The organism is Pseudonocardia sp. TRM90224 (genome assembly GCF_021245725.1).
Taxonomy (GTDB): Bacteria; Actinomycetota; Actinomycetes; order Mycobacteriales; family Pseudonocardiaceae; genus Pseudonocardia.
The window spans coordinates 55,137-67,149 of record NZ_JAJGSX010000013.1; the positions used below are offsets into that span (position 1 = coordinate 55,137).

At 72.8% G+C, this 12,013-nt stretch carries 14 protein-coding genes; 12 read left to right on the top strand and 2 right to left on the bottom strand.

Going from position 1 to position 12,013, the window contains the following annotated elements; all coding sequences use genetic code 11:
* Positions 1-14 precede the first annotated feature (14 nt).
* From dop to LL648_RS20160, 5 genes are all read left to right on the top strand, one after another.
* The gene (dop, locus tag LL648_RS20140; RefSeq protein WP_232664166.1) at positions 15-1,532 is read left to right on the top strand and encodes a depupylase/deamidase Dop; all 1,518 of its coding nucleotides are present in this window, start codon (positions 15-17) and stop codon (positions 1,530-1,532) included.
* Between the two features lie 144 nt (positions 1,533-1,676).
* Positions 1,677-1,874: a ubiquitin-like protein Pup gene (locus tag LL648_RS20145; RefSeq protein ID WP_141276402.1), complete on the top strand. Its 198-nt coding sequence runs from the start codon at positions 1,677-1,679 to the stop codon at positions 1,872-1,874.
* 114 nt (positions 1,875-1,988) lie between these two features.
* On the top strand, positions 1,989-2,873 hold the full coding sequence (gene prcB / locus LL648_RS20150; RefSeq protein WP_232664167.1) for a proteasome subunit beta: 885 nt from the start codon (positions 1,989-1,991) through the stop codon (positions 2,871-2,873).
* A 3-nt stretch (positions 2,874-2,876) separates the two neighbouring features.
* On the top strand, positions 2,877-3,695 hold the full coding sequence (prcA, locus tag LL648_RS20155; protein WP_232664168.1) for a proteasome subunit alpha: 819 nt from the start codon (positions 2,877-2,879) through the stop codon (positions 3,693-3,695).
* A gap of 100 nt (positions 3,696-3,795) precedes the next feature.
* Positions 3,796-4,173, top strand: a complete 378-nt coding sequence (locus LL648_RS20160; RefSeq protein ID WP_232664169.1) for a VOC family protein — start codon at positions 3,796-3,798, stop codon at positions 4,171-4,173.
* A 26-nt stretch (positions 4,174-4,199) separates the two neighbouring features.
* On the opposite strand, the gene LL648_RS20165 is transcribed toward LL648_RS20160, so the two are convergent.
* Positions 4,200-5,741: a bifunctional phosphatase PAP2/diacylglycerol kinase family protein gene (locus LL648_RS20165; protein WP_232664170.1), complete on the bottom strand. Its 1,542-nt coding sequence runs from the start codon at positions 5,739-5,741 to the stop codon at positions 4,200-4,202.
* A 59-nt stretch (positions 5,742-5,800) separates the two neighbouring features.
* On the opposite strand from LL648_RS20165, the gene LL648_RS20170 reads away from it, so the two are divergent.
* The 5 genes from LL648_RS20170 (at position 5,801) to LL648_RS20190 (ending at position 9,136) form a co-directional block, all read left to right on the top strand.
* Positions 5,801-6,634 (top strand): siderophore-interacting protein, encoded by an 834-nt coding sequence (locus LL648_RS20170; protein WP_232664171.1) that lies wholly within the window; start codon positions 5,801-5,803, stop codon positions 6,632-6,634.
* A complete protein-coding gene (locus LL648_RS20175) occupies positions 6,631-7,041 on the top strand; it encodes a twin-arginine translocation signal domain-containing protein (RefSeq protein WP_232664172.1) in 411 nt (136 codons plus the stop codon). Before LL648_RS20170 ends, LL648_RS20175 begins: the two co-directional genes overlap by 4 nt.
* A gap of 35 nt (positions 7,042-7,076) precedes the next feature.
* Positions 7,077-7,277, top strand: coding sequence for a hypothetical protein (locus LL648_RS20180; protein ID WP_232664173.1), 201 nt, complete (start codon positions 7,077-7,079; stop codon positions 7,275-7,277).
* Positions 7,278-7,353: 76 nt separating this feature from the next.
* Entirely contained in the window at positions 7,354-8,715 is a 1,362-nt protein-coding gene (pafA, locus tag LL648_RS20185; protein ID WP_232664174.1) for a Pup--protein ligase, read from the top strand.
* 49 nt (positions 8,716-8,764) lie between these two features.
* Positions 8,765-9,136 carry a DUF1304 domain-containing protein gene (locus LL648_RS20190; protein ID WP_232664175.1) on the top strand — a complete coding sequence of 124 codons (372 nt, stop codon included), beginning with the start codon at positions 8,765-8,767 and terminating at the stop codon, positions 9,134-9,136.
* A 116-nt stretch (positions 9,137-9,252) separates the two neighbouring features.
* Here the strand turns inward: LL648_RS20190 and LL648_RS20195 are convergent, their stop codons facing one another.
* Complete coding sequence (locus tag LL648_RS20195) at positions 9,253-9,495, bottom strand: hypothetical protein (protein ID WP_232664176.1); 243 nt, start codon at positions 9,493-9,495, stop codon at positions 9,253-9,255.
* A gap of 120 nt (positions 9,496-9,615) precedes the next feature.
* Between LL648_RS20195 and LL648_RS20200 the strand changes: the two genes are divergently transcribed.
* Together LL648_RS20200 and LL648_RS20205 are read left to right on the top strand one after the other, a co-directional pair.
* Positions 9,616-10,608, top strand: a complete 993-nt coding sequence (locus LL648_RS20200; RefSeq protein WP_232664177.1) for a helix-turn-helix transcriptional regulator — start codon at positions 9,616-9,618, stop codon at positions 10,606-10,608.
* Positions 10,605-11,558 (top strand): helix-turn-helix transcriptional regulator, encoded by a 954-nt coding sequence (locus LL648_RS20205; protein WP_232664178.1) that lies wholly within the window; start codon positions 10,605-10,607, stop codon positions 11,556-11,558. Before LL648_RS20200 ends, LL648_RS20205 begins: the two co-directional genes overlap by 4 nt.
* Positions 11,559-12,013 lie beyond the last annotated feature (455 nt).

Below are 12,013 nucleotides of genomic sequence, written 5' to 3' on the forward strand. Positions count from 1 at the left end.
CAGGAGACCCGGCCATGACCACTCGACGGATCATGGGCACCGAGGTCGAGTACGGCATCTCGGTGCCGGGCGATTCCACGGCGAACCCGGTGATCACCTCCACCCAGGTGGTGCTCGCCTACGCCGCTGCGGCGGAGATCCCCCGCTCGCGCCGCGCCCGCTGGGACTACGAGGTGGAGTCGCCGCTGCGCGACGCCCGGGGCTTCGACCTGTCCGCGCCCACGCTGCACGCCCCGAACGACTCCGAGCTCGACGACCTCGGCGCCGCCAACGTGATCCTCACCAACGGCGCCCGGCTCTACGTCGACCACGCCCACCCGGAGTTCGCGACGCCGGAGGTCACCACCCCGCGCAGCCTCGTGATCTGGGACAAGGCGGGGGAGCGGGTGATGGAGGAGGCGGCGATGCGCTCGGCGAGCGTGCCCGGCGCCCCACGCATCCAGCTCTACAAGAACAACGTCGACGGCAAGGGTGCCAGCTACGGCAGCCACGAGAACTACCTGATGGCGCGCTCGACGACGTTCCCGTCGATCGTCGCGGGCCTCACGCCGTTCTTCACCACGCGCCAGGTCGTCTGCGGCGCCGGCCGGGTCGGGATCGGCGCGTCCGGCGACGAGTCGGGCTACCAGCTCTCGCAGCGCGCCGACTACATCGAGGTCGAGGTCGGGCTGGAGACGACGCTCAAGCGCGGCATCATCAACACCCGCGACGAGCCGCACGCCGACGCCGACAAGTACCGCAGGCTGCACGTCATCATCGGCGACGCCAACATGAGCGAGTACTCCACCTTCCTCAAGGTGGGCACCACCGCGCTGGTGCTGGACATGATCGAGAAGGGCGTGCGGTTCGACGAGCTGCGCCTCGCCGAGCCCGTCCGCTCGGTGCACCGGATCAGCCACGACCCGACCCTGAAGCTCACGATCGACCTCGCCGACGGGCGCCGCATGACCGCCCTCGACGTCCAGCAGGCCTACTTCGAGAAGGCGCGCAAGCACGTCGAGAACACGATGGGCGCCGACGTCGACGACGACACCGCTGAGGTCCTGCAGGTCTGGGGCGACGTGCTCGACGCGCTCGCCCGCGACCCGATGGAGACCGCCGACCGGCTCGACTGGACGGCGAAGCTGCGGCTGCTGGAGGGCTACCGCGAGCGCGACGGGCTGGCGTGGAACTCGGGCCGGCTCGCGCTGGTCGACCTGCAGTACACCGACGTCCGCATGGCGAAGGGCCTCTACAACCGGCTCGTGGCGCGCGGCTCGATGAAGCGGATGGTCGACGAGGACGACGTGGTCGCCGCGATGCGCACGCCCCCGGAGGACACCCGTGCCTACTTCCGCGGCCGCTGCCTCGAGCGCTACCCCGCGGAGGTCGCGGCGGCGTCGTGGGACTCGGTGATCTTCGACATAGGCCGCGAGTCGCTCGTCCGCATCCCCACGCTCGAGCCGCTGCGCGGCACCCGCCGCCACGTCGGCGAACTGATCGACAACTCCCGCACGGCGGAGGAGCTCGTGGAGGCGCTCACCCGCGGGTGACGGGGCGTGGGCGCAGGACGCGCCCATTGTCACGGCGTTGGCGGCGGGCGTGTCGCCGATCAGCTGGGTACTGTTCAAGTACCGGACCCCGGTACGTCGTGCGCAGGCCGCGCGGTGGCCGGGGCCAGGCGCGAGGAGGGAACCATGTCGCAGGAGCAGACGAAGCGCCAGGGCGGCGGTGGCGGCGACGACGACGAGGGCGCCGACGCCGCGGCAGCCGGCCAGGAGCGTCGTGAGAAGCTCGGCGAGGACGTCGACACGATCCTCGACGAGATCGACGACGTGCTCGAGGAGAACGCCGAGGACTTCGTCAGGGCGTACGTCCAAAAGGGCGGCGAGTAGTCGCCCGGTCATCGCTCAGCAGTCGCCGAGCACCGGCCCTCGGGCCGGCCAGCAGTACGAGCACCACGGCACCTGCACCACCGCACCCGCACGAGGAGAGGCACGCACCGGACCATGGCGTTCCCGGATCCCCGGCAGTCGCCGGTCATACCCTCCGGGCTCGGCGCGTACCTCGCGCCCGGCCCTTCTTCGTTCATCGACTTCGTCGCCACGAACGCGCCGCACCTGCTGCCGGGCCGCGTCCCGGAGGGGCTCGCGGCCGGCATCGCGTCCGGGGCCGGCGGCCTGGTCCCGCGGCCGGACATCCCGCACGGCACCACCATCGTCGCGCTGACGTTCGACAAGGGCGTGCTCATCGCCGGCGACCGCCGGGCGACGGCGGGCAACACGATCGCGCAGCGCGACATGGACAAGGTGTTCGTCACCGACTCGCACTCCGCGGTCGGGATCGCCGGCTCCGCCGGTGTCGCGCTGCAGATGATCCGCCTGTTCACCGTCGACCTCGAGCACTACGAGAAGACCGAGGGCGTGCCGCTCTCGCTCGACGGCAAGGCCAACAAGCTCGCGGGCATGGTGCAGCAGAACCTCGCCGCCGCCCTGCAGGGCTTCGTCGTGGTGCCGCTCTTCGTCGGCTACGACCTCGCGCGGCCCCCCGCCGAGGCCGGTCGCATCGTCACCTACGACCCCACCGGCGGTCGGTTCGACGAGCTGCTGGGCTACCACTCGGTCGGCTCCGGCTCGGTCTACGCGAAGTCGGCGCTGAAGAAGCGCCACGACCCCGGCGCCGACGCCGCGGGCGCGATCCGCGCCGCCGTCGAGGCGCTCTACGACGCCGCCGACGACGACACCGCCACGGGCGGCCCCGACCTGACCCGCAGGATCTTCCCCACGGTCGTCACCATCACCGGTGACGAGGGCGCGGTGCGCCGCCCCGAGCCGGAGATCGAGGCCGTGGTCCGTGACGTCGTGGCCGGCCGCACCGAGAACCCGGGGGGCTGACCCATGACGATGCCGTTCTACTCCTCCGTCGACCAGCTCCTGCGCGACCGTTCCGAGCTGGCCCGCAAGGGCATCGCCCGCGGCCGCAGCGTCGTGGTGCTGACCTACACCGGCGGCGTGCTGTTCGTCGCGGAGAACCGCTCCAGCGCCCTGCACAAGGTCTCCGAGATCTACGACCGCATCGGGTTCGCCGCGGTCGGGCGCTACAACGAGTTCGACAACCTCCGCACCGGCGGCATCCGCATGGCCGACGTCCGCGGCTACGCCTACGACCGCCGCGACGTCACCGGGCGGATGCTCGCGAACGCCTACGCGCAGGCGCTGGGCACCGCGTTCGTCGAGCAGCAGAAGCCCTACGAGGTGGAGCTGTGCGTGGCCGAGGTCGGTGTCACCGCCGATGACGACCAGCTCTACCGGATCACCTACGACGGCTCCATCACCGACGAGCCGCAGTTCGTCGTCATGGGCGGCACCACCGAGCCGATCAGCACGAAGCTCAAGGACATCTACCGGTCCGGGCTCGAGCTGGCCGAGGCGATCGCGATCGCCGTGGAGGGACTGCAGGCCGGCGTGGCGGCGGGCTCCGGCTCCGGGTCCGGCGGCGGCAACGGCTCGGCGCAGGCCGAGCGGGTGCTCGGCGTCAGCGCGCTGGAGGTGGCCGTGCTCGACCGGGCGCGGCCGCGTCGCACGTTCCGTCGGATCACCGGCGACGCGCTGCGCGAGCTGCTGCCCGAGGCCAACCGCGCGGTCGACCGGCCCGCGAGGGCCGACGAGGTCGGCGGCGACGACGCGCCGGCCGGCAGCGGGGCCGTCTCCGAGTAGCCGTCCGGTCGCCGGTCGCCGGTCGGGCGCCGCCGGCCGGTAGCCATAGCGGGTGTGCAGCCTTGACCTGCACCCAGGTCGAGGTTGCATGCTCGTGAGCATGAGCATCGAGCTGAACCACACGATCGTCGCCACCCGCGACAAGGCCACTTCCGCCCGCTTCCTCACCGACGTGCTCGGGCTGCCGGAGCCGACGACGTACGGGCCGTTCGCCGTCGTCGAGACGGCCAACGGCGTCAACCTCGACTTCATGGACACCGACGGCGAGGTGCACTCGCAGCACTACGCGTTCCTGATCAGCGACGAGGAGTTCGACGCGGTGGCGAAGCGCCTGGAGGAGCGCGGCGTCGCGACCTTCGCCGACCCCGGCCACTCGACCCCGGGCCAGAACACGAACGACGGTGGCCGCGGCCTCTACTTCGACTCGCCCGACGGGCACAACCTCGAGGTCCTCACCGTCCCCTACGGCGGCGGCTGACGCGACGTCACAGGGTCAGGATCGGGTCACATCCGCTGGTACGGGCGATCACGGCCCGTCCAGCGGTCCTCGTGGCGGCGGTAGACGGGGATGGCGTCCTTCGCCACGTGGAACGTGTAGCGGCCCGCTTCCCCCACGACCTCCCCGTCCGTGGCGAGCATGCCCGGGACTGCCAGCTCCACCTCCAGCCGCGGCACCTCCATCTGGCGGTAGACGCGGCTGTGCCCGAGCGCGCCCAGCAGCAGCGCGGTGATCGCGCGCAGGCGGGAGAACCGCACGTCGGCGCGCAGCCACCGCACGTCGAGCAGGCCCGAATCGAGCGTCGGGCGCCACGCCGGCACCATCCCGCGCGGGTGGTAGGGGCCGTTGCCGACGAAGAGGAACCACACCGACGTCCAGCGCCCGTCGATCCTGATCTGCACCGGCTCGGCCCGGCGCAGTACCACGACGAGCGCGGCGGCGAACGCCGGCCACTTGCCCCAGCGCGGCTGCCACTGCTCGCGCAGCCGCACGAGGTCGGGATAGGAGCCCAGGCTCGCGGTGTTCAGGAAGCAGCGCACCTTCGTGACGGCATCGCGCGCGCCCCCGCTGGGGTGCACGTCGATCAACCCGAGGTCGACCGCGACGGCCTGGCCGGCGCCGGTCGCGTCGACGGCCTCCTGCAGGTCGTACACGCCGACGTCGCGGGCGAAGTGGTTGAGCGTCCCGGTGGGCACCACGACCATCGGGAGGCCACGCCGGCCGGCGACGGCGGCTGCGGCCGCAACGGTGCCGTCGCCGCCCGCCACCCCGATCGCCTTGACCCAGCCGTCGCGCTCCACGACGGCCTCGTCGAGCTGCTCGTCGAGGTCGCGGTCGGGCTCGGCGCGGACCACGACGGCCTTCGGCAGCGCTTCCTCGAGCTCGGCGGCGGGATCGTGGTTCGGGTCACCGGAGCGCTGGTTCGACACCATCACCAGGCCCTCGCCGTCGGGCAGCTCCGGCACGGCGTCCAGCGGGCGCGCGCGGGCCTCGTCGGAGTGGCGCACCGGCCACCAGCGGCGGGTGGCGAGCGCGACCCCCGAGCCGATCGCGGCACCGACCGCGACGTCCGAGCTCCAGTGCACGCCGACGTGCACGCGCGAGTACGCCACCGACGCGGCGATCGGCGCGATCACCAGACCGAGCCGTGGGCTCTCCATCGCCACGGCCGTCGCGAACGCCGCGGCCGAGGCGGCGTGCCCCGACGGGAACGACGACGACGTCGGCGGGTTCGCGATCGCCTGGTAGGCGGGCAGCTCGGAGGCAGCGGGCCGGCGACGCGGCAGCAGCGGCTTGAGCACGGCGTTGGCCGAAAGGCTGGCGCCGGCGATCGCGAGCACCCCTCTGGCCGCGGCCTTGCGGGACGCGCCGCGGCGCGCGGCGAGGATGGCCGCGATCCCGAACCACAGGAAGCTGTGGTTCGCCGCTGTCGAAAGCCGCTTCATGACGGTGTCGAACCGCGACGGCGGCAGCGAGGCGACCGCGCGGGAAAGCGCGCGGTCGACGTCGTTCACGCGGTCGATGCGCCGACGCGTCCAGGAGATCACCACCGAACCCTACGCCGGGCACTCGGTAAGGTAAGCCTCACTTCGACGAGGGGGTGGTGATGGGCGCCGAGGTCCCGTTCGAGCTGAAGGTCCTCGACGTGCGACGCACGTCGCCGAGCATCGTCCGGATCGGGCTCGCCGGCCCGCCGATCGCGTCGCTCGGTGTGCCGGACGAGGCGTGCGTGCTGCACCTGCCGCTGCCCGACGGCGGTCGCGACGACTACGGGCGCTGGTACACCATCCGCGCCGTCGAGCCGCGCACCGGCCGGCTGGACATCGACGTCGTCACCCACGACGGCGGGGTCGGCGCGGGCTGGGCGCGGCGCGCCGAACCGGGCGACCGGCTGGGCGTCTCGGCCCGCAACAGCTGGTACCGCCGCGGCGCCGACACGGTGTGGCAGGTGCTGATCGGCGACGTCGCGGCGCTGCCCGCGATCGGCCGGATCGCCGAGGAAACACCTGAGGGCGTGCGCACGACCGCCGTCGTGGAGGTCCCCGACCCCGGCGACGAGGTGCCGATGCCCGCGCACGTCGACGTCACCTGGGTGCACAACCCCGACCTCGCCCGCCGCAGCCGGCTGGAGGAGCTCGCCCGCGGCCTCGGGCTGGCCTCGCTCGTCGAGACCGGCGGCCCCGGCTACGTCTACGTCGCAGGTGAGGCCGCCGCGACCCGCGGCGTGCGCAAGCACCTGCGCCACGAGCTGGGCATGCGGCCCCACCAGTACGGCGTGATCGGCTACTGGCGGATGGACAACGAGCGCTGGATGCGCCGCTACGAGCGCACCGCCCAGCAGTACGAACGGATCTGGGCGGAGGCGGAGGCCACCGGGTCCGACGAGGAGGAGGCGCAGGACATCTACGAGGCGCGCCTGGCCGAGGCGGGGCTGCTGTGACCGCTCCGGTGCTCGAAGTCTCCCGGATCTCGCGGCGCCACTTCCTGACGACCACGACGGCCGTCGGCGCCGGGAGCGTGCTGGCCGGGTGCGCGCCGGCCGCGCCGGCGGGGTCTGCCGGTCCGCGGATGCGCAGCGTCCTGACCGACCGGGGTCCCGTCGAGGTGCCCGCCGCCGCGTCGCGGGTGGCCTGCGCCGACTTCTACGGCGCGTTCGCGGTGGTCGACCTCGATCTCGTGCCCGTTGCCGTCTGCGGCGACGGCTACGAGGCCACCGGCGGCCCGTACCCGCAGCGGCTGCGCGGCGTGCCGAAGGTCGGCGACTTCGTCGAGCCCGACGTCGAGGCCGTCGCAGTGCAGTCGCCCGACCTGATCCTGCGCACCATCGACACCCCCGACGAGCTGTAAGACCGGCTCAGCTCGGGCTGCTCCGCGCGGCGGACGTGCTGCTCGTCCCCGCGGCCGTGGACGGGCGCACGCCGGGTCCGGAGGCCGTCCCGCTGCTCGAGTCGCCGCTGTGGGCCGATCCGCCGGCCGTTGCGGCCGGGAGGGTGCACGCCGTGCCGTACGGGGCGTCGTCGCTCGGCTCGGCGTTCCCGCTGATCCAGCGCCTGCCGGAGATCGTCCTGACGCTGCGGGGGTGACTGCGCGACGCGACGCGCCGGAACTCGGCCGTCACAGGCGTGACATGAGTGGCCCCTCTCCGCTTACGCTGGCGGGATGCAGCGGCGGATCTACGGTGTCGAGACCGAGTTCGGGGTCACCTGCACCTTCCACGGTCAGCGACGATTGTCCCCCGACGAGGTGGCGCGATACCTGTTCCGCAGGGTGGTGTCGTGGGGCCGGTCGTCGAACGTCTTCCTCCGCAACGGCGCGCGGCTCTACCTCGACGTCGGCAGCCACCCCGAGTACGCCACCGCCGAGTGCGACTCGCTCGCGCAGCTCGTCGCGCACGACAAGGCGGGGGAGCGGATCCTCGAGGACCTGCTCGTCGACGCCGAACGTCGGCTGGTCGACGAGGGCATCGGCGGCGACATCTACCTGTTCAAGAACAACACCGACTCCGCTGGCAACTCCTACGGCTGCCACGAGAACTACTGCGTCGCGCGGGCGGGGGAGTTCTCCCGCATCGCCGACGTCCTGCTGCCGTTCCTCGTCACCCGCCAGCTGATCTGCGGTGCGGGCAAGGTCCTGCAGACCCCGCGCGGGGCGGTCTACTGCCTCTCCCAGCGCGCCGAGCACATCTGGGAGGGCGTCTCCTCGGCGACCACGCGGTCGCGGCCGATCATCAACACCCGCGACGAGCCGCACGCCGACGCCGAGCGCTACCGCAGGCTGCACGTGATCGTGGGCGACTCCAACATGTCCGAGGTCACGACCCTGCTGAAGGTCGGCTCCGCGACGCTCGTGCTGGAGATGATCGAGGCGGGCGTCCAGTTCCGGGACTTCACGCTGGACAACCCGATCCGCGCCATCCGCGAGATCAGCCACGACCTCACCGGACGGCGCACCGTGCGCCTCGCGGGCGGCCGGGAGGCCAGCGCGCTGGACATCCAGCGGGAGTACTACGAGCGGGCCGTCGAGCACGTCGCGACCCGCGGCTCGGAAGACCCCACGATCCAGCGTGTGGTCGAGCTCTGGGGTCGCACGCTCGACGCCGTCGAGTCGCAGAACCTCTCGCTGATCGACCGCGAGATCGACTGGGCGATCAAGCACCGCCTCGTCGAGCGCTACCGGCTGCGCAACGACATGGACATGGCCAACCCGCGCATCGCGCAGCTCGACCTCGCCTACCACGACATCCGGCGCGGGCGCGGCCTCTTCGACCTGCTGCAGCGCAAGGGCATGGTCGACCGGGTCACCGACGACGGCGACATCGAGGCGGCCAAGGACACCCCGCCGCAGACGACCCGCGCGAAGCTGCGCGGCGACTTCATCGCCGCCGCGCAGGCCGCCGGCCGCGACTTCACCGTCGACTGGGTGCACCTGAAGCTCAACGACCAGGCGCAACGCACCGTGCTGTGCAAGGACCCCTTCCGGTCGGTCGACGAGCGTGTCGACCGGTTGATCGCGTCGTTGTAGCCCGCGGCGCGCTACCGTCCGGCTTCCTGATCATCTACGGGAGGCTCGGGTGCAGATCGCCGCTGACGTCGTCGTCGCGCTCGTCGCGCTGATCCACGTCTACATACTGGTGCTGGAGATGTTCCTGTGGCGCACCCCGCGGGCACGGGCGGCGTTCGGGACGACCGAGGAGTTCGCGGAGCAGACCGTCACGCTCGCGGCCAACCAGGGGCTCTACAACGGGTTCCTGGCCGCCGGGCTGATCGTCGCGCTGATCGCCGGCGGCGCGCGCACGGACGTCGGGCTGGCGTTCGCGCTGTTCTTCCTGCTCTGCGTGCTCGTGGCGGGGTTCTACGGCGCCGCGACGGCCAACAAGCGCATCCTCCTGGTGCAGAGCCTCCCCGCGGTGGTCGGCATCGTGCTGGTGCTGCTCGCGCGCTGACCGGACGCCGGAGGGCGGGTGGCTGGGGAGGGCAGGAAAGCCACTTTCCGGCCCTCACAGGGCAGGAAAGTGGCTTTGCTGCCCTCGCGTGCGCAACGCACGCACCCGGTCCGTCGCTACGGCTCCCCGAGCATCCGGGCCCGGATCTCGGCGAGCTGGTCCTGCACCCCCGCCGACGTGAGGGCCTCGTCGTTGCGTCCCGGTTCGATGCCCAGGGCGCGCAGCAGCGCGGCGGCGGGCACAGCTGGGTCTCCGCGCTCGCCGAGCACCGGGTGCAGCCCGGCGTCCGCCAGGTGGTGGAACACGAGGTTCACCACGGTCCACGGGTTGAAGGTCTCCACGTCCTGCTCCGCGCCCATCATCGGAGCGTGTTCCCGCTGCCACCGCCGGTCAAGGGTGCGGGTGTAGCACTCTGAGACGTTCGCCGCGGACCCACCCGGCGGGTGGGGACCGGTCGGTGCCGGTCGTACGATGCCAGCGTGTCCTCCGCACGGGCCGAGCGTCTGGTGAACCTCGTGCTCTGCTTGCTGTCCACCCGGCAGTTCCTCACCGCCGAGCGCATCAGGGCGACCGTGCCCGGGTACGCCGACGCGCCGAACGACGAGGCGTTCTTCCGCATGTTCGAGCGCGACAAGACCGAGCTGCGGGAGCTCGGCGTGCCGCTGGAGACGGGGCGGCGCTCCAGCTTCGACACCGCCGACGGCTACCGCATCGCGCGCCAGGACTACGAGCTGGGCGAGATCGACCTCGAACCGGACGAGGCCGCGGCCGTCGCGCTCGCCGCGCGGCTGTGGGACTCGCCCGAGCTGGCCGTTCCCGCGCACGGCGCGCTGCTCAAGTTGCGCGCGGCCGGCGTCGAGGTCGACGAGGACCAGGGCCGGGTGCAGCCGCGGGTGCGCGCGACGGAGCCGGCGTTCGGGCCGCTGCTCGCCGCAGTGCAGGCGGGCCGCGCCGTCACGTTCGACCACCAGCGCGGCGGCGCGGGCGGCGAGGTCCAGCGCCGCACCGTCGAGCCGTGGGGTGTCGTGTCCTACCGCGGCCGCTGGTACCTCGTCGGGCACGACCGCGACCGCGCCGCGCCGCGCTCGTTCCGCGTCTCCCGCATTTCCGGAGCGGTCACGGCGATCGGTGCCGCGGGTGCCGTCACCGTGCCGGAGGGCGTCGACATGCTCGGCATGGTCCGCAGCAGCGTCGACCCGCCGTCGGCGGGCGGCACCGCCCGGATCTGGATCGCGGCCGGGCGCGCGCACGGCCTGCGCCGGCTCGGCGTCGTCATCCGGCAGCGCACCCACGCGGGCCGCGACGGCGACGAGCTGGAGGTCGAGCTGCGCAGCCTGGAGACGGTCGCGCGCTGGTTGGCCGGCCACGGCGCCGACGTCGCGGTGCTGAGCCCGCCGGAGCTGGCTGCCGCGGTCCGCGCCAACTGGGCGGCAGCGGCGCAGGCCCACCAGCTGAGGGCGGGTGCGTCGTGAGCACGGGCGTCGCCGACCGGCTGCCGCGGCTGCTGTCGCTGGTGCCGTACCTGCTTGCGCGACCGGGCATCCCCGTCGCCGAGGCCGCGGCCGACTTCGGGATCACCGAGAAGCAGCTGCGCCGCGACCTCGAGCTGCTCTGGATGTGCGGCCTGCCCGGCTACGGCCCCGGCGACCTGGTCGACCTCTCGTTCTCCGGCGACACCGTCAGCGTCACCGAGGACGCAGGCATGCGCAGGCCGCTGCGCCTGACCACCGCGGAGGCAACAGCGCTGCTCGTCGCGCTGCGGACGCTCGGCGACGCGCCGGGCGTCGTCGACACAGCCGCGGTCCGGCGGGCCACCGTGAAGATCGAGAAGGCGGTCGGGGACGCCGGTGTGGCCGGCGACGTGCTCGACATGTCGCCGGAGGAGAAGGCGGCCACCGTCGCTGTGCGGGAGGCGCTCGCCGAGGGCCGCGCGATGCGGATCCGCTACTACACCGCCGGCCGCGACGCCGTCTCGCAACGCACGATCGACCCCATGCGGCTGCTGATCGTCGAGGGCCGCGGCTACCTGGAGGCGTGGTGCCGCCGGGCCGAGGCGGTGCGCCTGTTCCGCCTCGACCGCGTGGACGACGCCGACGTGCTCGACGAGCCCGCCGCGCCGCCGCCCGACGCCGAGCCGACCGACCTGTCGGAGGGTCTCTTCCGCCCGAGCGCCGAGCACCGCACCGCCGTGCTCGTGCTCGACCAGGCGGCGCACTGGGTGGCCGAGTACTACCCGGTCGACGAGCTCGTCGAGCTGGCGGACCACCGCGTCGAGGTCCGGCTGCGCTACGCCGACCCGGCCTGGCTCGTCCGCCTCGTCCTCGGCCTCGGCGGCCACGCCAGGGTCGTCGACCCGCCCGAGCTCGCCGAGGCCGTCGGCCGCCGCGCCCGGGAGGCGCTGGCCGCGACCGACGGGGCCTGAACCTGCGGCGGTGCGTCCCGCGCGTGGGACGCCCGGAAAGTGGCTTCCCGGCATCGTGTAGGCCTGATCCTCGGCTGCGCACCGGGGCCCCGGCGGGTGTGCTGCTGGGCCTGCCGGCTCGCCGCAGGCTGCTGTGTGGGATGTGCGCGGAGGTCAGGAAAGCCACTTTCATGCAACGTGGTTGCAGGAAAGTGGCTTTCCTGACGCCCTGCCGGTGGGGTGGAGCGGGGGCAGGAGCCCGGCCGACGGTGCACACCGTGTGGGGTTCGACGGGGGTCCTGGAGCGGGTGGGGGTGACGTCCCCGCTGGTGGTGTAAGTCCCGGTCGTCGCGCGCGTCGCAGCGCATGGGAGAAGCCATCGCGTGAGTCTCTGCGTGAGAGCCTGTCATTTTTCCCGTGTAAGCCACGGGTGGACTGATTGTTAACGTATCACAGGGGGAGTCGTCCGGGGAAGT